Raw genomic sequence first — 20,209 nt, 5'->3', positions numbered from 1 at the left:
CCCGCGTTACCGGCCGCTCACCGCGCCCGCCCCGTACGGAGACAGGTCCGCGGTTGTGCGACGATCGCGGCGTGAGCGGTACGGAACCGGGCAGCGGCAGGGTCGGGCGCGGGCGGCGCGTCGGGCGGCCCCGCGCGCAGGCCCGGCCCGACAGCGGGCTCACCCCGCGGCAGGAGATCCTCGCCGCCGCGGCCGAACTCTTCACCACCCGCGGCTACACCGCCACCACCACGCGGGCCGTGGCCGAGCGGGCGGGCATGCGGCAGGCGACCATGTACCACTACGTCAGCGGCAAGGAGGAGCTGCTCGCGGAGCTGCTGGAGGGCACCGTCACCCCGTCCCTCGCCCTCGCGCGGTCCCTGCTCGCCGACCGCGAACGCCCCGCCGAGCGGCGGCTGTGGGAGCTGTGCCGCGCCGACGTCGAGCTGCTGTGCGCCGGGCCGCACAACCTCGGCGCCCTCTACCTGCTGCCCGAGGTGCGGGCCGAGCGCTTCGCCGCGTTCCGCTCCGCGCGGGGCGAGCTGCGGGAGGCCTACGCGGCGCTGCTGGCCGCCACCGCGGTGGGCGCGGCCCTTCCGCCGGGGGAGCCGGCCCTGCGCGCCGACCTGCTCTTCGCCCTCATCGAGGGCGTGATCCTCGCCCCCCGCGACCGCACGGGCGCGGATTTCGCCTCCGCCACGGCCGACGCCGCCCTCCGTATCGCCGGCTGCGTGCCCGGCCGCCCCTGACCCCGCCGGGCACGCCCGGGGGCGCGCCCGGCCCGGAGGCCGCGCCGGACACCGCGAGCGGCGGTCCGGAGGGCCCGGCTCAGGACGGGAAGGCGCGGCGGAAGGCGCGGAAGGCGGCGCCGAGCACCAGCGCGGACCCGAGGAAGAGCAGGGTGAACCAGCGGAAGTACCAGTGCCCGCCCGTGGGGTCGTAGACGGCGGCCCGCGGCCAGGCGAGGTTGACGGTCATCGCGAGGCCGTACAGGAGGGCCGCGGCGTTGACCGGGACTCCCCAGCGGCCGAGTGAGAACGCGGGGGCGCCGGATTCGTCCGTCACCGGCGGGAGCGGCGCCCGAAGCCGCCGCAGCAGCTGCGGGCCCGTCACCATCGAGTACGCCAGGTACAGCATGACGATGCACGTCGTACCGATGGCCAGCCAGGCGTCCGGCGACGCGAACGCGATGAGCAGTACCGCCGCCGCGAGGGCGCCCACCACGAGCGCGGGTACGGGCGGCTGCCCGGTGCGCGGCGAGACGCGGGCGAGCGCGGGGGAGAGGGGCAGCGCCCGGTCCCGCGCCATCGAGAAGAGCATGCGCGTCGCGGACGTCTGGATCGCCAGCGTCGCGACGGCCACCGCGAGGGCCACGTCGCACAGCAGCACCCGGCCGAGCCCGTCGCCTAGCCGGCTGGTCAGGACGTACGACAGCCCGTCGGTGCCGAGCCGCCCGTCGCTGAGGCTGGGCGCGGCGAGCAGCGCCGCGAGCACCAGCAGCGAGGCGAGCGCCCCGGCGGCGGCCAGCGCGGTGAGGATGGTGCGCGGCGCGACCCGGCGCGGGTCGCGCGTCTCCTCGCTCATCTCGCCCGCGCTGTCGAAGCCGATCATCACGTACGCGGCCGCGAACGACCCGACCAGCAGCGCCGATCCGCCGCCCCCGCTGTGCACGGTGACCGACGGCGAGCGGTCGGCGTGGGTGAGCAGCAGGACGACGATGAGCACCGCGCCGGCGATCTCGGCGGTCACGCCGACCCGGTTGACCACCGACATGACCTTGTTGTCCAGCAGGTTGACCGCCGTGGTGAGCACGAGCAGCACGATGCCGAGCAGCGCCGCGTTCGCCGCGCCGTCCGGCGACACCGGCGAGGTGTCCGTCCCGATGACCTGGAAGCCGGACCACACCGCGGGCAGCACCACCTGGAGCGCGAGCGCGGCCGCCGCGACGACCACGATCTGCCCGAGCACCATGATCCAGCCCGCGAACCAGCCGAAGACGGCGTTGGAGAGCCGGGTGGACCACTGGTAGACGGCGCCGGAGATCGGGTAGCGGGCGGCGAGTTCCGCGAAGCACGCGGCGACCAGCAGCTGCCCGGCCAGGACGGCGGGCCAGGTCCAGAAGAAGCGGGGGCCGCCGAAGGAGTAGCCGAAGGCGAAGAACTGGAAGACGGTGGTCAGGACGGAGATGAAGGAGAAGCCCGCGGCGAAGGACGCGTAGCGGCCGAGGCTGCGGTGGAGCTCCTGGGGATAGCCGAAGCCGGCGAGCCCGGCGGTGTCGGCGGCGCTGCCGGTGCCGGTGCCGGCGTCGGTGCCGGTGGCGTGCGCGGCGGTCCGCACGTCCCGCGGCGGCCGCTCCCGGGTGGTGGGCGGTCTGCTGGTGGTCATGGCCGGGCCCCCTGTCGGGTGGTGCTGTCCGGTGTTCCTGTCGGGCGACAGAAATTAGGCACGGGGTGTTTCCGCCGCATCACGCAGCCGTGTCCGTCGCGGGCCGAAGTCCTCACGGGGACGCCCGGCCCCGCGGCCGCCGAGGGGGGGCGGCGGCTCGCGGTGCCGGGCGGGGCCGGCGAAGGCCGACGGGGTGCGGCGGGGCCCGGGTCCGCCCGCCCGGCCGGTGCCGGTCGTTCAGCGCGGTGACCCCGGCGGCGCCGGCCACCCAAGGGCGCTGCGGGGCCGCCGCTGCCGCCGGGTGCCCCGGCGCGGTCCTCGGCGCCTCTTCCCGCCCGGCCGGTGCCGGTCGTTCAGCGCGGTGACCCCGGCGGCGCCGGCCACCCGGGGGCGCTGCGGGGCCGCCGCTGCCTGGCGCGGTCCTCGGCGGCCCTTCCCGTCCGGCCGGCGCGCCGGTGCGGCCGTGCGGGAGCGCCACCGGCGTCACCTCCCGGCGGCCGAGGCCCGGCGTTCCTCTCCTCCGCCTTCACGGCCGGCGGGACGCGGTACGCCGCCGGCTCCGGTCCCGTCGCCCCGGCGCTCGCCACGTGGCGTTCGGCGGTGTCCGCGGGCCCCTGCCGGGGGTGCGGCGCCGGGCCGGGCGGCACGCCGCCCCTGCTCACGGCGCGGCTGCCCACCCGCGGCCTCCGCCCCGGCCGGCGCCCGGTGCGAGCCGGCGGCGACGCACGCGGGCGCGGCCGGTCAACCCACCGGCCGCGCCCGTCCGTTCACCCCGCCCTACGGCCGCCCGTCCGACTCCTGCTCGCGCTCCACCTCGGCGTTCCACTCCCGCTTGGACGACTGCCAGCCGTCCTCGTCCGAGCCGCGCCGCCAGTAGCCGGACACCGACAGCCGCTCGCGGGGCACCCCCAGCTCCAGCCGTACGAAGCGGCGCAGTTCCTTGACGAAGCCCGCCTCGCCGTGGACGAAGACCTGCGCGTCGCCCTCGGGCACCGTCATCCCGGTCACGGCGGCGACCAGCGCCTCGCCGACCGGGCGCCCGCCGCGGTGCAGCCAGACCACCTCGACGTCGCCGGGACCGGCGCCCTCCAGCTTCTGCTCCTCGGCGGGGCCGGCGACCTCCACGAAGACCTTCGCCGGCGCGCCCGGCGGCAGCGCCTCGACGGCCGCGGCGATGGCCGGCAGCGCGCTCTCGTCACCGGCCAGCAGGTGCCAGCCGGCCGCCGGGTCGGGCGCGTAGGCGCCACCGGGGCCCATGAAGTCGATGCCGTCCCCGGGCCGGGCGGCCGCCGCCCACGGCCCGGCGAGGCCCTCGTCGCCGTGGTGGACGAAGTCGAGGGTCATCTCGCCGGCCTCCGGGTCCCAGGCCCGCACGGTGTAGGTCCTGGTCCGCGGCCACTGCTCGCGCGGCAGGTCGCGGCGTACCGCCTCCATGTCCAGCGGGCGCGGGTACTCCACGCCCTCGGGCGGGAAGACCAGCTTGACGTAGTGGTCGGTGAAGGCGCCGAGATCCGGCCGGTCGGCGGGATCGACGGCCAGCACCACGCGCACCATCCGCGGGGTGACCCGCCCGGTACGCACCACCGTGGCGTGCCGTGCTCGGGGGGTCCTGCGTGCCGGTCGCTCTGCCATGGGATACCCGCTCTCTGCCGGAGGTGCTACTTAGGCGAGCCTAACCCGAGGGGGGTCCGGGGGTGCACGATTGTCCGCACGGCGGCCGCGGTTCCCGGTGCCGGGAGGGGGGTGGGGACCGCTCGGCCGCCCGGTGGCGGGCCGCCGGTGCGGCACGGGAGGTTCCGCGTTCAGAAGGTGAAGGCCGTACGACCCCTTGACGGCCGTCGGGTGGCCTCGCTTCCATACCTTGTAGCCAATGGGAGCGCTCCCATGGCTGACGAGGCAACCCCACACGCCACGAACCGAAGCGTTCCCGTTCCCCCCACCGAGAGGAAGCGCACCGTGGTTCCCTATCCGGATGTCCGGAGTCCGCTGAGAAGCCTGCGGCGGCTGCGCGTGCTGGTCGCGGCGGCTGTCGCCGCGGCGATGCTCGCCCTGCTGTCGATCGCGGGGCAGAGCCACGCCAACGCCGCGGCGGCGCCCTCGGCGGCGGCCGCCGCGGGCAGCGGCTACTGGCACACCAGCGGCCGGCAGATCCTGGACTCGAACAACCAGGCGGTGCGCATCGCGGGCATCAACTGGTTCGGCTTCGAGACCAGCAACGAGGTGGTGCACGGCCTCTGGTCGCGCGACTACAAGAGCATGATCGACCAGATGAAGCAGCTCGGCTACAACACCATCCGGCTGCCCTACAGCGACGACATCTTCAAGGCCGGTGCGACGGCCAACAGCATCACCTTCTACAACATGAACCAGGATCTGCAGGGCCTCAGCCCGCTCCAGATCATGGACAAGATCGTGAACTACGCGGGCTCCGTGGGCCTGCGGGTGATCCTGGACCGGCACCGGCCGGACTCCAGCGGGCAGTCCGCCCTCTGGTACACCAGCAGCGTCCCCGAGTCGACGTGGATCGCCAACCTCAAGGCCCTCGCGACGCGTTACCAGAACAACACCGCCGTCGTCGGCATCGACCTGCACAACGAGCCGCACGACCCGGCCTGCTGGGGCTGCGGGGACACCACCGTCGACTGGCGGCTCGCCGCCGAGCGCGCGGGCAACGCGATCCTGGGCGTCAACCCCAACCTGCTGATCTTCGTCGAGGGCATCCAGACCTTCAACGGCGTCTCCGGCTGGTGGGGCGGCAACCTGATGGGCGCCGGGCAGTACCCGGTCCAGCTGAGCGTCGCCAACCGCGTCGTCTACTCCGCCCACGACTACGCCACCAGCGTCGCCCAGCAGACCTGGTTCACCGACCCGACCTTCCCGGCCAACATGCCGTCCGTGTGGTCGAAGTACTGGGGCTACCTCTTCGAGCAGAACATCGCCCCGGTGTGGGTCGGCGAGTTCGGCACGACGCTCCAGTCGACCATCGACCAGCAGTGGCTCAAGGCGCTCGTCAGCTACCTGAAGCCGACCTCCGGCAACGGCGGCGACAGCTTCAGCTGGACCTTCTGGTCGTGGAACCCCGACTCCGGTGACACCGGCGGCATCCTCAAGGACGACTGGCAGAGCGTCGACACCGTCAAGGACGGCTACCTGACCTCGATCAAGGCCCCGACCTTCGGCGGCTCCACGGGCACCACGAACGGCGGCACCTCGACGGGCACCAGCACGGGGACGTCCACCGGCACCTCGACGGGGACGAGCACGGGCACGAGCACGGGCACCTCCACCGGCACCTCGACGGGGACGAGCACGGGGACGAGCACGGGCACCTCCACCGGCACCTCGACGGGGACGAGCACGGGCACGTCCACCGGCACCACCGGCGGGAGCACCAACAAGGGCTGCACCGCCACGCTGCACGTCGACAACCAGTGGGACACCGGCTTCACGGCCAGCGTCACCGTGACCAACTCCGGCTCCGCGGCCATCTCCGGCTGGACGGTCACCTGGACCTGGCCCGGCAACCAGCAGGAGACCAGCGGCTGGAGCGCCACCATCACGCAGTCCGGCGCGTCGGTCACCGCGAAGAACCTCAGCTACAACGGCACGATCGCCCCGGCGGCGTCCACGAGCTTCGGCTTCCAGGGCACGTCGTCCGGCGCTGTCGGATCCCCGGCGCTGAGCTGCACCGCCGCCTGACGGGCGGCTGAGGCACCCCTCCGGGCAGGTAACCGCCGGCGGGTCCCCTGACAGGGGGCCCGCCGGCGGCCGTTTTCCGCCGCGACGCGCCCCGGCCGCGCGGTGGCGGACCCGTGCAGACCCCTAGGCATACCGACCGGTCGGTACTAGCCTCTGCCCACACTCCGTCACTGACGCCGGTTTCCGCATCCCCTGGAGGACCCGCATGTCCGCCACCCCGACACCGTTCGACGACGACAGACCCGGACCGCAGCCCGCGGACCCCCGCCCCCGCACGCTCCTCGGCCGGCTCCACCGCCGCGACCTGGCCGCGTACCCGGCGACCGCGCCGCGCATGGTGTACCTCGCCATCGTGGTGGTCACCACCGTCGTGCTCTACTACATGCTCTACATCCAGTACGCCGTGGCCACGTCGATCATCACGCACTTCGACATGAGCTACCGCTACTTCGTGTGGGTCTCGGTGATCGGCAACGCGGCGGGCGCCTTCGCCTCGCTCGCCGCCGGGCTCGCCGACCGCTGGGGACGCGCCAACATGGTCGTCTACGGGCTGCTCGTCGCCTCGCTGCTGGTCCTCCTCGGGCTGCCGAACGCCGGCGGGAAGGCCACCTACCTGGTGCTCTTCGCGCTCGTCAGCGTCGTCGAGGGCGTCGTCCTGGTCGCCACACCCGCACTGATCCGGGACTTCTCGCCGCAGTTGGGGAGGGCCACCGCGATGGGGGCGTGGACCATGGGGCCGGTCGTCGGCAGCCTGGTCGTCACCACCGTCACCAGCCGCACGCTGGACACCTCCAGTTGGCAGGACGAGCTGCGCTTCTCCGCGATCGCCGGGCTGGCCGTCTTCGCCCTCGCGGTCGTGGGCCTGCGCGAGCTCTCCCCGGCGCTGCGCGACCAGATCATGGTCTCGCTGCGCGACCGCACGCTCGTCGAGGCCCGCGCCAAGGGCATCGACCCGCAGGTGCTCGCCCGCGGCGGCCAGTGGCGCCAGATGCTGCGGCCGGCCGTCGCCGGACCGGGGCTCGGCATCGCGCTCTTCCTGCTGCTCTACTTCGCGGCGGTCGGCAACTTCGTCGTCTTCTTCGCCACCACCTACGGCTACAGCGAGCAGCGCGCCAACGCCGTCGCCAACTGGTACTGGGCGGCGAACGCGATCGCGCTGGTGGCCGTCGGGCTGCTGTCGGACAGGCTCAGGGTGCGCAAGCCCTTCATGGTCGCCGGGGCGGTCGGCTCGATCGCGGTGACGGCCGTCTTCGCCACCCGGGCCACCCACCCGGAGACCGGTTACCACACCTTCGCCTGGCTCTTCGTCGGCATCGGCGTCTTCAGCGGGGTGGCCTACGGCCCGTGGATGGCGGGCTTCACCGAGACGGTCGAGAAGCACAACCCGGCGGCGACGGCCACCGGGCTCGCCGTGTGGGGGTGGACGGTGCGGATCGTCGTCGCCGTCTCCTCCGCGCTCATCCCGGTGCTGGTCACCTCCGTCACGCCGCTCGTCGAGCACGGCCCGCAGGTCGCGGCGGCGCAGGCGCAGGCGGCGCCGGCGCTTGCCGTCGTCTCCGCGCACCCGCGGATCTTCGCCGAACTCGGCGCGTACCCGCCCGGGAAGGCGCCCGCGGACGTCACGGCCCGCGCGGTGCAGGAGGTCGGGCCGGCCGGCCTCGCCGTCGTCCAGAAGGCGCAGCCCCAGCTGGCGGTCCTCCGGCAGTACGGCACGAAGGTCCAGAAGGCCGCGCACGACGGCCCCGGGCAGTGGCGCACGTGGTGGTGGGTCTGCGTCGGCGGGCAGGTGCTCTTCCTGCCCTTCGTCTTCCTGATGTCCGGCCGCTGGAGCCCGCGCCGGGCCCGCGAGGACGCCCGCGCCCACGAGGCCGCGGTCGCCGCGGAGCTCGCTGCGCTTGGCTGAGCCCTCCGCGCCCCGGGGCACCTTCCGTACGCCGGTGCCTCCTGGAGCGGGCCGCGCGACCGGCCGCCGGCGGCGGAAGGTCCGGGCGCCGCCGCAGGAGGCACCCGGTGGGGCCGCGGGGAGAGTGTCAAGAGTCAAGTCCGGTCGGGTAATCAAGGCGTCAAGCCCGCCGGCAGGCTATTGTGCGGCCACATGACCGAACGTCCGTTTGAGGCCCTTGGGTTGAGCCCGGACGCGGACCGGGCGTATTCCCTGCTGGTGTCCACGCGCGGCGTCGCCGCGGGCGAACTCGCCCGCCAGATGGCGGTGCCGGCGGACCGCGCCCAGGCGGCCTGCGGCGAACTCGCGGCCCGCGGTCTGGCGCGCAGGGGCCACGACGGGCGGTGGTACCCCGTACCGCCCCACGCAGGCTTCCGCCCCCTGCTGTCGCACGCGCAGGAACAGCTGCGGCTGGGGCGCGAGCTGCTCGACCGGCTGGACGCGGAGTACCAGCGCGTCCACGAGAGCCACCGGGCCGAGGAGGCCGTGCAGGTCGTCGCGGGGCGGGCGGCGATCGCGCGGCGGGTCGCGGAGGTCCAGGGCGCGGCGTCGCGGGAGGTCACGGCCTTCGTGCCGGGCTCGGCGGCCGCGCCGCGCGGGGCGGTGGCGGCCGGGGTGCCGCGGCGGGTGGTGTTCGAGCGGGCCGGGCTGGAGGCGGCGGGTGCGTTCGGGCCGCCGGGCGATCCGCTGACGGCCGTCCGGGTCACCGGCCGGCTCCCGGTCCGGCTGGAGATCGCCGACGGCCGGGTCGCCCTCATGCCGCCGCCGGAGGCCGAGGGCCCGGAGCCGGTGATGCTGGTGGTGCTGGCCGGTCCGCTGCTGGACGCGCTGACCGCGCTGTTCGGCGTGGTGTGGGCGGGCAGCGTTCCGCTGGGCCGCCGCCCGGACGTCCAGCAGCCGCGCAGCGCCCTGCGGTTACGGGTGCTGGGGATGCTGGCGAGCGGCAGCACGGACGCGGCGATGGCGCGTTCGCTGGGCGTGGCCGTGCGGACCGTGCAGCGGCACGTGGCGGCGATGCAGCGCGAGGCGGGCGTCGACAACCGCATCCAGCTGGTCTGGCACGCGGCCCGGCACGGCTGGCTGGACGAGCTTCCGGACGGACGACCGGACGGCCGGCCGGAGGGGGACGTACGGCGCCCGTCCGGATGACGGGAAGGCGACTCCGCACAGCGGAGCATGGAGTGTCAGGTATTCGTCAACCGTTTGACGAATCCCTGGGGCGCCTGAGGCACATGTATACGCCAGCGGTCCGAACGGCCGTGACCCCCGCGACGCACCCTGCCGCGCGGGGTCCCACCTGCCCCAGGGAGACCCCCCTTGCGGATACCCGTTCTCAGACGCCGCCGCCGCGCCACAGGTGCGGTGGCCTTCCTCGCAACGGCCGCGCTCGCGGTCGTCGGCCTGCAGATACCCGCTGCGGGCCCGGCCGCCGCGGCCCCCGCGAAGAAGCCGGACGTCGTGCGGCAGTGCGACACCCCGCAGCCCCGGCACGCCGCGTGCCTCGCGCTGCGCAGAACCGACGTCGCGGCCAGGACCGGCCTCCAGCCGCACGCCGCCACCCCGTCCGGATTCGGCGCCACCGACCTGCAGAGCGCCTACGCGCTCCCGGCCGACGGCGGCGCCGGCCGGACCGTCGCCGTCGTCGACGCCTACGACGACCCGACCGCCGAGGCCGACCTCGCCGTCTACCGCGCGCAGTACGGGCTGCCACCCTGCACCAGCGACAACGGCTGCTTCCGCAAGGTGAGCCAGCGCGGCGGCGACGACCTGCCGGAGGCCGACCCCGACTGGTCCGGCGAGATCAGCCTCGACCTGGACATGGTCTCGGCGGCCGCTCCGCTGGCCCACATCCTGCTGGTCGAGGCCGACTCCTCCTACGTCGAGGACCTGGGCGCCTCGGTGGACCAGGCCGTCGCGCTCGGCGCCAAGTACGTCTCCAACTCCTACGGCACCGGCTACGACACCACCCCCGGCAGCGGTGAGGACCCGTCGGAGACCACGGACCTCGACCCGTACTACAACCACCCGGGTGTCGCGGTCGTCGCCTCCAGCGGTGACGACGGCTACGGCGTGAGCTATCCCGCCTCCTCCCGGTACGTCACCTCGGTCGGCGGCACCTCGCTGACGGTGGACGCGGGCAGCGCGCGCGGCTGGAGCGAGTCGGTGTGGAACAACGCCTACGGCGGGCCGGGATCCGGCTGCTCGCTGTACGAGCCCAAGCCGGCCTTCCAGACCGACAGCGCGTGCGGCAAGCGGTCGGTGGCCGACGTCGCGGCGGTGGCCGACCCGGTGACCGGCGTCTCCGTCTACCAGACCTACGGGGGCGGCGGCTGGGCGGTCTACGGCGGCACCAGCGCCTCCTCCCCGCTCATCGCGGGCGTGTACGCGGCCGCCGGCACCCCCGGCGCCGGCACGTACCCCAACTCCTACCCGTACGCCCGCCCCGGCGCGCTCAACGACGTGACGGACGGCGACAACGGCTCCTGCACCCCGGCCGCGCTGTGCACCGCCGGGCCCGGCTACGACGGCCCGACCGGCCTCGGCACGCCCAACGGCCCGGCCGCCTTCTCCAGCGGCCCGCACGGCGTGGTGGCCGGCGCCGTCACCGACCACGCCACCGGCGCGCCGCTGGCCGGCGCGAAGGTCACCGTGGGCGCCGCCGCCGCCACCACCGCCGCGGACGGCACCTACACAGTGGACGTCGCGCCCGGCACGTACGACGTGACGGCCGCCGCGTACGGCTACCGGAGCGGCAGCGCCGCCGGGGTCGAGGTCGCCGACGGCGGCACCGTCACCGAGTCGTTCGCGCTCGACGCGGTGCCCACCCGCACCGTCACCGGCCGCGTCACGGACGGCTCGGGCCACGGCTGGCCGCTGTACGCCGCGATCACCGCGAAGGGCGTGCCCGGCGGCGCGGTCCACACCGACCCCGCCACCGGCGCCTACTCCCTGACGCTGCCGCAGGACAGCACGTACACCCTGCACGTCACGTCCGGCTACCCGGGCTACCGGCCGGTCGACAGGACCGTCGAGGTCGGGGAGGCCGACAGCTCGGTCGACATCGCGGTCCCCGTGGAGAGTTCGTCGACCGACGCGCCCGGCTACGCCGTCCACCTGAACGGCGCCACCGAGCCCTTCACGTCGACCGCCGCCGCCCCCGAGGGCTGGAGTGTCGCCGACGCCGACGGCACCACCGGCGGCTGGACCTTCGACGACCCGGGCAAGCGCGGCAACCGCACCGGCGGCAGCGGCGGCTTCGCGATCGTCGACAGCGACGACTTCGGCCAGGGCCTGCACCAGGACACCTCGCTGCTCTCGCCGTCGTACGACCTGAGCGGCACCACCGACCCGCTGCTCGCCTTCGACACCGACTACCGCGAGTACACCAGCTCCACCGCCTCCGTGGACGTCTCCGCGGACGGCGGCACCACCTGGACCAGCGTGTGGAAGCAGACCACCGCGTCGGTGTCCGGCAAGCACGTCGAGATCCCGCTGACCGGCTACGCGGGCAGGAGCGACGTCCGGCTGCGCTTCCACTACACCGGGACCTGGGCGTACTGGTGGCAGCTCGACAACGTCTTCGTCGGCAAGCGCTCCTTCGACCCGGTGCCCGGCGGCCTCGTCGTCGGCAACGTCAGGGACGCCAACACCAAGGACGGCGTCAACGGCGCCACCGTCACCAGCACCGACCACCCCGCCGACCACGCCACGACGGCCGCCACGCCGGACGACCCCGGCCTCGACGACGGCTTCTACTGGTTCTTCTCGCACGCCACCGGCAAGCACCAGGTGAGCGCGGCCGCGTCGCACTACACCACCGCCACGGCCGCCGTGACCGTGCCGGCGGACGGCGCCGCGCAGCGCAACCTCACCCTCAAGGCGGGCCGCATCAAGATCACGCCCGCCGAGGTGAGCCGGACCGTCGCCTGGGGCAAGAGCACCACCCAGGCCGTCACCGTCAAGAACACCGGCACCGCGCCCGCCACCGTCACCCTCGGCGAGAACCCCGGCGGCTTCACCGCCCAGAAGGCGGGCGCGCCGCTCCACCTCGTCAAGGGCCACTACTCGCCGCGCTCGCTCGCCGCACAGCGCGCGGCCGGTGCCGGGGCCGTCACCCCCGCGGCCGACCCGGCGGCGGGCGACGCCTGGAACGCCCTCCCCGACCTGCCCGTCACCACCGGCGACAACGCGGTCTTCACGTACGGCGGGACCGTCTACTCCGCGTACGGCTACACCGGGCTGGACGACACCAGCGACCTCTACGCGTACAGCGCGGACAGCGGCGCCTGGACCGAGCTGGCCCCCGCCGCCGACACCCGTGAGGCCCCGGCGCACGGCGTCATCGGCGGCAAGCTCTACGCGGTCGGCGGCTGGGGCGCTTCCGGCGCCCCGGACGCCAAGCTGGAGATCTACGACCCCGCCACCAACAGCTGGAGCACCGGCGCCAGCTCGCCCAAGCCGTACGCCGGCGCGGGCAGCGCGGTCGTCGGCGGCAGGCTCTACTCCGTCGGCGGATGCACCGGCACCGCGTGCGGCACCACCGACGTGACCGCGTACGACCCGGCGTCCGACACCTGGACGCAGCTCGCGGCCTACCCCGAGGCGGTGGCCTGGGAGGCCTGCGGCGGCATCGGCGGGAAGCTCTACTGCTCCGGCGGCACCACCGACGACGCCGCCCTCACCCACGCCTACGTCTACGACCCGGCGTCCGACTCCTGGTCACCGATCGCCGACCAGCCCACCGACGCGTGGGGCACCGCCTACACCGCCGCCAACGGCCTGCTGCTCGTCAAGGGCGGTGCCGTCGACGCCGCCAGCGCGCTCACCAACCAGGCCTGGGCCTACCGGCCCGACGACAACACCTGGACGGCGCTGCCCAACGCCACCGCCTCGCTCTACCGCGGCGGCGGCAGCACCGGCTTCTACGCGGTCGGCGGCCTCGCCGGCCAGGTCCCCGCGAAGACCGCGGAGGTGCTGCCCGGCTACGACCAGGCCGACAGCACCGACGTCAGCTGGCTGACCGAGAGCACCGGCACGCTCACCCTCGACCCGGGCGCCAGTGCCACGGTGACCCTCGGCCTGGACGCGTCCGTGCCGGAGATCACCCAGCCGGGGACGCTCACCGCCTCGCTGGGGGTCGGGAGCGACACGCCGTACCCCGTGGCCGCGGTCGGCGTGAGCCTCACCGTGAACCCGCCGGCGACCTGGGGCAAGATCACCGGCACGGTGACGTCCGGCGGCAAGCCGCTGGCCGGTGCCACGGTCCAGATCAACACCTGGGCCACGCACTACACCCTCAGGACCACCAAGGAGGGCACCTACGCGCTCTGGCTCGACGTGCGGAACAACCCCTTGCAGCTGATCGTCGCCAAGGACGGCTACCAGCCGACGACGACGACGCTCCGCATCGCGAAGGGGGCGACGACCACGGGCGACTTCTCGCTCCTGAAGGACTGACCCGCCGCCCCGCGGTGGGCCCCTCCTCGCGGGGGCCCACCGCGGGGCCGGGGGCCGCGCGCCACGGGTGTGCGCGTCGCGGTGTCCCGCGCGCTCTCCCGGCGGGGGTGCGGGCCACCCGCCGCCGGGTGCGGGTGGCCCGCGCGGCGCGTCACGGCGGGGGGCGCAGCAGGGCGAGGGTCGAGGCGAACTCGGCCTCGACGATGTGCGCGGCGGCGACGGGGTCGCCGGCCGCGACGGCCGCGACGAGGGCGGTGTGGGCGGCGTCGCCGTCGCCCGGCGGGGCGGACCGCAGGCCGAGGAGGGAGACGAGGTCGACGAGCCCCTCGCGCAGGACGGGCGCGAACTCGGCGAAGAGGTCCGTGAGGACGGGGTTGTGCGCCGCCGCGACGACGCCCGCGTGCAGCGCGACGTCCGCGTCGACGAACGCGGCGGCGCCGCGTCCCGCGGCCGCGCGCCGGGCGGCGAGGGCGGCTTCCAGGCCGGCCAGGTCCGCCTCCGTGCGCCGCTCCGCGGCGAGCCGCGCGGCCTGGACCTCGACCATGGCCCGCACCTCGTAGACGTCGGCGACGGCCGCCCGCCGCAGGCGCGTGCCGAAGTCCTCGTCGGGCTCGGTGGAGACGACGAAGACCCCGGCGCCCTGGCGGGACCTGACCAGGCCCGCGCCGGCGAGCGCGCGCAGCGCCTCGCGGACGGTGGACCGGCCGACGCCGAGCTGCGCGGCGAGCGCGGTCTCGCCGGGCAGCCGGGTGCCCACCGGCCACTGCCCGCCGACGATCTGCTCGCGCAGATGCTCCGTGGCCTGCTCCACCAGCGGGCTGGGTCGCAGCGAGCCGAGCGGCATGGCACCTCACCTCTCAGGTTGTCTGAGGAGTTGACGAGCGCTAGTCTACCCCCCATGCAGCGGATCCTCCTTCTCGGATGCCGCGGCGGGGCCTGACGCGACCGGCACCCCGCCGCGGGGTTCGGCGCTGCCGGTCTACCCGGCACGCCGATCAGCGAAGGACGTACCACTGTGATGAACCCCGATGTCATGGGCGGGCTGCGCACTCCCGCGGGACCCGTCCCGCAGGGCGCCCCCTGGTGGAATCCGCAGCGGGGCAGCGCGATGCCCTCGTACCGCTACCGGCCCGCGCACCGGCGGGTGGAGATCCCCCGTCCGGCCGACCGGCAGTGGCCCGGCCGGCGGACGGAGCGCGCCCCGCTGTGGGTGCCGGTCGACCTGCGGGACGGCAACCAGGCGCTGGCCGAGCCCATGGACCCGGCGCGCAAGCGGCGGATGTTCGACCTCATGGTCACCATGGGCTACAAGGAGATCGAGGTCGGCTACCCGTCGGCCAGCCGCACCGACTTCGACTTCGTCCGGCACCTGGCCACCTCGGGCGCCGTGCCCGGGGACGTGACGGTCGTCGTCTTCACCGCCGCCCGCGCCGACCTGATCGAGGCGACCTTCGCCTCGATCCGCGGCCTGCCGCGTACCGTCGTCCACCTCTACACCGCCACCGCGCCCACCTGGCGCGACGTCGTCATCGGGCGGGGGCGGCGGGAGCTGCGGGACATGATCGAGGAGGCGGCGCGGCAGATGGCCCGGCTGGGCGAGGCGCAGCCCGGTGTGCGCTTCCAGTTCTCGCCCGAGGTCTTCAACCTGACCGAGCCGGACTACGTCCTGGAGGTCTGCAACGGCCTGACCGCGCTGTGGGACGCGAGCCCGGAGCGGCCCGTCGTGCACAACCTGCCCGCCACCGTGGAGATCGCCACGCCCGACGTCTACGCCGACCAGATCGAGTACATGCACCGCCACCTGGAGCGCAGGGACGCGGTGATCCTGTCCGTCCACCCGCACAACGACCGCGGCACGGGCGTCGCCTGCGCCGAACTCGCGGTGATGGCGGGCGCGCAGCGCGTCGAGGGCTGCCTGTTCGGCAACGGCGAGCGCACGGGCAACGTGGACCTGGTGACCCTCGCGCTCAACCTGCACACGCAAGGGGTCGACCCGATGATCGACTTCTCCGACATCGACGCGGTCCGCCGCACCGTGGAGCACTGCAACCGGCTGCCCGTCCCCGGCCGCCACCCCTACGTCGGGGACCTGGTGCACACCGCCTACTCCGGCACCCACCAGGACGCCATCAAGAAGGGCTTCGACCACCACGCGCGGCGGGCCGCCGAGCTGGGCGTCCCGGAGAGCGAGGCGCCGTGGGAGGTGCCGTACCTGCCGATCGACCCGGCCGACATCGGCCGCGACTACGAGGCCGTCATCCGTGTCAACAGCCAGTCCGGCAAGGGCGGGATCGGCTACCTGCTCGCCACCCGGCACGGCCTGGAACTGCCCGCGCCGCTGCGCGCGGAATTCTCGCAGGTCGTGCAGAGCGCCGCGGACGACAGCGGCGCGGAGGTCACCGCGGAGCAGCTCGGCGAGCTGTTCGCCGCGGAGTACCTGGACCCGGCCGACGGCCCGCTCGCGCTCGGCGACTGGCGCACGGCCGAGGACACGCCCGGCGTCCACGAGTTCACCGGCGTGCTGCGCCACACCGGGGACGGCACGGAGACCAAGCTGCGCGGCCGTGGCAACGGCCCGCTGTCCGCGCTGGCGGCGGCGTTCGCGGACGCCGGGACCGAGGTGGACATCCTCGACTACACCGAGCACGCCGCGGGCACCGGCCCCGACAGCCCCGCGGTCGCGTACGTGCGCTGCCGCGTCGGCGGCGCCGTGCGGTGGGGCGCCGGGCGGGACACGTCGGTGCTGACCGCTTCGGTACGGGCCGTGCTGGCCGCCGTCAACCGGCGCTGACGGCGGCGCGGCTGCGGGCGCGGGGGATCAGGGGCGGTAGACCTTGCCCGGCTCGGGTGTGGCCGGGGCGAGCAGTTCGGGCACCGTCACGAAGGTGTAGCCCTGTGCCCGCAGCGCGTCGATGATGCCCGGGACGGCCGGCACGGTCCCCTTGTAGAGGTCGTGCAGGATGATGATGCCGTCCCGGCTCGCGTCCTTGAGTATCCGCTTCTTGATGAGCGCGGAGTCGGTCGTGGCGTAGTCGCTCGCGGTGTCGCTCCACAGCACCTGGGCGATGCCCAGCTCCTTGCACACCTTGGAGACCTTCTCGTCGGTGCGGCCCTGCGGCGGGCGCATCAGGGTCGGGCGCTTGCCGGTGAGCTTCTCCACCTCGTCGTCGAGGTGGTTGAGCTCGGTGCGTATCTCGGCGGGCTTGAGGTCGGTGAGCCGGCGGTGGGTCCAGGTGTGGTTGCCCAGCACATTGCCGTTCTGGCCCATCTGCTTGACCAGCTCGGGGTATTTGTCGACATGGTTGTGGCCGAGGAGGAAGAAGGTGACCCGGACCTTCTTCTCGTCGAGCACCTTCAGCAGCGCCGGGGTGTTGTTGCTCGGACCCGCGTCGAAGGTCAGCGCTATGCACTTGGCCTTGCGGCAGTCCACCGCCCCGGCGGGCAGCGCCGCCGCGGCCTTCCCGTCCGTGTCCCCGTCCTTCGCCGCCTTCGCGGCCGCCTTGTAGGCGTTCTCGCGCGCGTCGTGCGGAGACTGCGCGTCGTACGTCGCGCCGCAGCCGCTGATCCCCAGCCCGAGGCCGGCCGCCGCGATCCCGGCGACCAGCGCCGCCCGCCGCCTTCCACGGCGCGGGACGGATATGGCATGGGGCATGGCGGTACCTCCGCGGGTCGGTTCATGGGGGCGCTGCTGTCGGAACGCCGTGAACTATACCCACAGCGTATAGAGGGGTGATCGGGGGGCCCGCGCAGGCGCCCTACCGGACGGCCGCCAGCGACTCCAGCAGCCGGGACAGCGAACCGCCCAGGCCCCACGTCCGCGCCAGCGCGTCCAGCGCCCGGGGGGCGGCCGGGGCCGAGGGCAGCGTCGCGTCGAACGGCGGCAGCGGGACGTCCCTGGCGACCGCGACCACCCGCGGTGCCACGTCCAGGTAGCCGGCCGCCGCCGCGATGTTGCGGCGCCGCGCGGGCGTCAGCCGGGAGAACGGGTCGGCCGCGGCCGCCCGCACCGCCGCCAGGTCGCCGTACTCCGTCACCAGTTGGGCCGCCGTCTTCTCGCCGATGCCCTTCACCCCCGGCAGGCCGTCGCTCGGGTCCCCGCGCAGCGCGGCGAAATCCGCGTACTGCCGGGCGCGCACCCCGTAGCGCTCCTCGATCGCGGCCTCGTCCAGCACGTCGCAATCGCCCACGCCCTTGCGCGGGAAGAGCACGCGGACGCCCCGTGCGTCGTCCACGAGCTGGAACAGGTCGCGGTCGCCCGTCACGATCGCCACCGGGGTGCGCGCGCTCGCGGCGAGGGTGCCGATCACGTCGTCCGCCTCGTAACCGGGCACCCCGACACGGGCGATGCCCACCGCGTCCAGCACCGCCTCGATGACGGGCACCTGCGGGGACAGCGTGTCCGGCACGTCCTCGCTGCCCTCGGCCTCGTCGGCGACCCGGTGCGCCTTGTACGACGGGATCAGCTCCACCCGCCACTGCGGGCGCCAGTCCGCGTCCATGCACGCCACCAGCGCGGTGGGGGAGTGGTCGGCGACCAGGCGGGCGATGAAGTCCAGCAGCCCGCGCACCGCGTTGACCGGCGTGCCGTCCGGCGCGCGCACCGATTCGGGCACGCCGAAATACGCACGGAAGTACAGGCTCGCCGTGTCGAGCAGCATGAGCCGGTCGTGAGGGGCGCGGGCGTTCTGGTCGGTCACCGGCCCAGCATGGCACGCCCCACCGACAGCGGCCCGTACCGTGGGCGCATGACGCACCCCCACCGCGCGCCCTCACCGCGCGCACGGCCGGGCGGGCACGTGCGGGCCGGAGCGCGCGTGCGCCGCGTCGTGTCGCTCGTGCCCTCGCTGACCGAGGCGGTGGCCGCGACCGCGCCCGGGCTGCTGGCCGGGGCGACCGACTGGTGCACCCACCCCCCGGACCTGGACGTCGTCCGCGTCGGGGGCACCAAGAACCCCGACGTGGCCGCGGTCGCCGCGCTCGCGCCCGACCTGGTCGTCGCCAACGAGGAGGAGAACCGCCCCGCCGACCTCGACGCGCTGCGCCACGCGGGACTCGACGTCCTGGTCACCGAAGTGCGCTCGCTGCCGCAGGCCTTCGCCGAACTGGACCGGCTGCTGACGCGGGGCTGCGGGCTCGCCCGCCCCGCCTGGCTGGACGCCGCCGAGGCCGCCTGGCGGGACGTCACCCCCGCCGCCCCGGCGCGCGCCGCGGTCGTACCCGTCTGGCGCCGCCCGTGGACGGTGCTGGGCCGCGACACCTTCGCCGGGGACGTGCTCGCCCGCCTCGGCGTCCGCAACCTCCACGCCGGGCACCCCGAGCGCTACCCGCGGATCCCGCTGCCCGAACTCCTCGCCGCCCGGCCCGACATCGTCGTCCTGCCCGACGAGCCCTACCGCTTCACCGCGGACGACGGCCCCGAGGCCTTCCCCGGCATCCCCGCGGCCCTCGTCGGCGGACGCCACCTGACCTGGTACGGGCCGTCCCTCGTGGAGGCACCCGGGGTGCTCGCGCGGGCGCTGGCCGCGGTGGGCTGAGTCAGGCGGTCACGGTGGACCCCGCCGCGGGCGCCGGGAGCGCGCCCGTCACCAGGCCGCGCAGGGTGCCGCCGGCCGCCGCCGCCCACCCCGCGGCCAGCAGCACGTACAGGCCCGCCGCCAGCCACGCCGCCGCGTGCAGCCCCGTGTGCCGGGCCAGGCCGGAGGCACCCGTCACGCACGTGCCGACGGGAAAGGTGAAGGCCCACCAGGTCAGCGAGAAGCGCATCCCGCGCCGTGCCGCCCGCACCACCAGCGCGGCCGAGAGCGCCAGCCACAGCAGCGCGAAGCCCATGACCGGCACCCCGTAGAGGACCGCGAAGCCGCGCAGCGCCGCCGCGTACGGCGCCCCCACCGCCACGGGGCCCGCGTCCGCGAACGCGCCCACCGCGGTCGTCGACTGGCCCAGCGGGCCCAGTACCAGGAAGAGCAGCGGCGTCAGCGCGACCGGCAGCGGCCCGTACCGCAGCAGCCTGCCCCATACCAGGGGCAGCGTCATCAGGGTCGCCAGCAGACTCAGCCCGAACAGCGCCACGCACCCCAGCAGCAGCGCCTCGCGGGCCTGGGCCCCGCCCAGATGCGGCACCAGCGCCGGCCCGAGCGCGGCCGAGACCATCGGCGCCACCAGCGGCAGGAGCCACACCGGCGAGGCGCCGTCCGCCGCGATCCGGTGCCGCGTCACCATCAGGTACGGCACCGCGACCGCGACCACCAGCCCGCTCACGGTGCCCGCCGTCCACAGCGTCCAGCCGGCCGCGACCGCCGCGCGCTCGCCGGCCACCCGCGGCCCCAGCGACAGCGCACCCGCACCGACCGCCAGCAGCGCCATCGGCTGGCAGCCGTGGAACGGCGCGACCGCGGGGTCCGCGAGGTGCCGCAGCGCCTCGTCCCGGTGGCGCGTCCAGTGCGCGGCGCGTGCCGCGAGCACCGCGACGAGGGCGGCGGCCGCGAGGACCCACACCGCCGTGCAGGCGTCCCGCAGCGCCGCCGGGCTGCCGGGCAGACCCGCGCCCGCGGTGCCGACGACGGCGGTGCCCATCACACCGGCGTACCAGTTGGGCCCGACGTGCCGCGTCCCCCCGCGGGGGAGGGGAGGAGCGGTGGGGCGGGGGCGGAGGACCGGGGGACGGAGGGCTGGGATGACCATGAGTCCACGGTGGCCGCGGGCGCGGGGGGCGGGTAGCACCCTCGGGGCTATCGGGCCATAAGCGGC

13 protein-coding genes are annotated in these 20,209 nt (G+C 75.0%); 7 read left to right on the top strand and 6 right to left on the bottom strand.

The window, feature by feature from the left end; translation table 11 throughout:
* The first annotated feature begins 71 nt into the window (after positions 1-71).
* Entirely contained in the window at positions 72-728 is a 657-nt protein-coding gene (locus ACH4SE_RS08645; protein WP_398542565.1) for a TetR/AcrR family transcriptional regulator, read from the top strand.
* Positions 729-807: 79 nt separating this feature from the next.
* Here ACH4SE_RS08645 and ACH4SE_RS08640 read toward each other — a convergent pair whose 3' ends face one another.
* Both ACH4SE_RS08640 and ACH4SE_RS08635 read right to left on the bottom strand, forming a co-directional pair.
* Positions 808-2,364 (bottom strand): amino acid permease, encoded by a 1,557-nt coding sequence (locus ACH4SE_RS08640; RefSeq protein ID WP_398542564.1) that lies wholly within the window; start codon positions 2,362-2,364, stop codon positions 808-810.
* A 777-nt stretch (positions 2,365-3,141) separates the two neighbouring features.
* Positions 3,142-3,996, bottom strand: a complete 855-nt coding sequence (locus tag ACH4SE_RS08635; RefSeq protein WP_398542563.1) for a siderophore-interacting protein — start codon at positions 3,994-3,996, stop codon at positions 3,142-3,144.
* 408 nt (positions 3,997-4,404) lie between these two features.
* Here ACH4SE_RS08635 and ACH4SE_RS08630 point away from each other — a divergent pair, with 408 nt between their 5' ends.
* The 4 genes from ACH4SE_RS08630 (at position 4,405) to ACH4SE_RS08615 (ending at position 13,462) form a co-directional block, all read left to right on the top strand.
* On the top strand, positions 4,405-6,063 hold the full coding sequence (locus ACH4SE_RS08630; RefSeq protein ID WP_398542687.1) for a cellulase family glycosylhydrolase: 1,659 nt from the start codon (positions 4,405-4,407) through the stop codon (positions 6,061-6,063).
* A gap of 205 nt (positions 6,064-6,268) precedes the next feature.
* Positions 6,269-7,966, top strand: a complete 1,698-nt coding sequence (locus ACH4SE_RS08625; RefSeq protein WP_398542562.1) for an MFS transporter — start codon at positions 6,269-6,271, stop codon at positions 7,964-7,966.
* Between the two features lie 192 nt (positions 7,967-8,158).
* Positions 8,159-9,154 (top strand): LuxR C-terminal-related transcriptional regulator, encoded by a 996-nt coding sequence (locus ACH4SE_RS08620; protein ID WP_398542561.1) that lies wholly within the window; start codon positions 8,159-8,161, stop codon positions 9,152-9,154.
* Between the two features lie 213 nt (positions 9,155-9,367).
* Positions 9,368-13,462, top strand: coding sequence for a carboxypeptidase regulatory-like domain-containing protein (locus ACH4SE_RS08615; protein ID WP_398542560.1), 4,095 nt, complete (start codon positions 9,368-9,370; stop codon positions 13,460-13,462).
* A 151-nt stretch (positions 13,463-13,613) separates the two neighbouring features.
* On the opposite strand, the gene ACH4SE_RS08610 is transcribed toward ACH4SE_RS08615, so the two are convergent.
* Positions 13,614-14,306, bottom strand: coding sequence for a FadR/GntR family transcriptional regulator (locus tag ACH4SE_RS08610; protein WP_398542559.1), 693 nt, complete (start codon positions 14,304-14,306; stop codon positions 13,614-13,616).
* Between the two features lie 174 nt (positions 14,307-14,480).
* Between ACH4SE_RS08610 and ACH4SE_RS08605 the strand changes: the two genes are divergently transcribed.
* Positions 14,481-16,253, top strand: coding sequence for a 2-isopropylmalate synthase (locus ACH4SE_RS08605; protein WP_398542558.1), 1,773 nt, complete (start codon positions 14,481-14,483; stop codon positions 16,251-16,253).
* A gap of 27 nt (positions 16,254-16,280) precedes the next feature.
* Here the strand turns inward: ACH4SE_RS08605 and ACH4SE_RS08600 are convergent, their stop codons facing one another.
* Together ACH4SE_RS08600 and ACH4SE_RS08595 are read right to left on the bottom strand one after the other, a co-directional pair.
* Positions 16,281-17,114, bottom strand: a complete 834-nt coding sequence (locus ACH4SE_RS08600; RefSeq protein ID WP_398542557.1) for a polysaccharide deacetylase family protein — start codon at positions 17,112-17,114, stop codon at positions 16,281-16,283.
* A 103-nt stretch (positions 17,115-17,217) separates the two neighbouring features.
* A complete protein-coding gene (locus ACH4SE_RS08595; protein WP_398542686.1) occupies positions 17,218-18,120 on the bottom strand; it encodes a 5'-3' exonuclease H3TH domain-containing protein in 903 nt (300 codons plus the stop codon).
* Between the two features lie 87 nt (positions 18,121-18,207).
* On the opposite strand from ACH4SE_RS08595, the gene ACH4SE_RS08590 reads away from it, so the two are divergent.
* Positions 18,208-18,996: a helical backbone metal receptor gene (locus tag ACH4SE_RS08590; RefSeq protein WP_398542556.1), complete on the top strand. Its 789-nt coding sequence runs from the start codon at positions 18,208-18,210 to the stop codon at positions 18,994-18,996.
* A 1-nt stretch (position 18,997) separates the two neighbouring features.
* On the opposite strand, the gene ACH4SE_RS08585 is transcribed toward ACH4SE_RS08590, so the two are convergent.
* Positions 18,998-20,143, bottom strand: a complete 1,146-nt coding sequence (locus tag ACH4SE_RS08585) for a TDT family transporter (RefSeq protein ID WP_398542555.1) — start codon at positions 20,141-20,143, stop codon at positions 18,998-19,000.
* Between the last annotated feature and the right edge of the window lie 66 nt (positions 20,144-20,209).

The organism is Streptomyces sp. NPDC020983 (assembly GCF_044333485.1).
Classification (GTDB): Bacteria; Actinomycetota; Actinomycetes; order Streptomycetales; family Streptomycetaceae; genus Actinacidiphila.
This window is presented reverse-complemented; position numbering and strand designations above follow the sequence as displayed.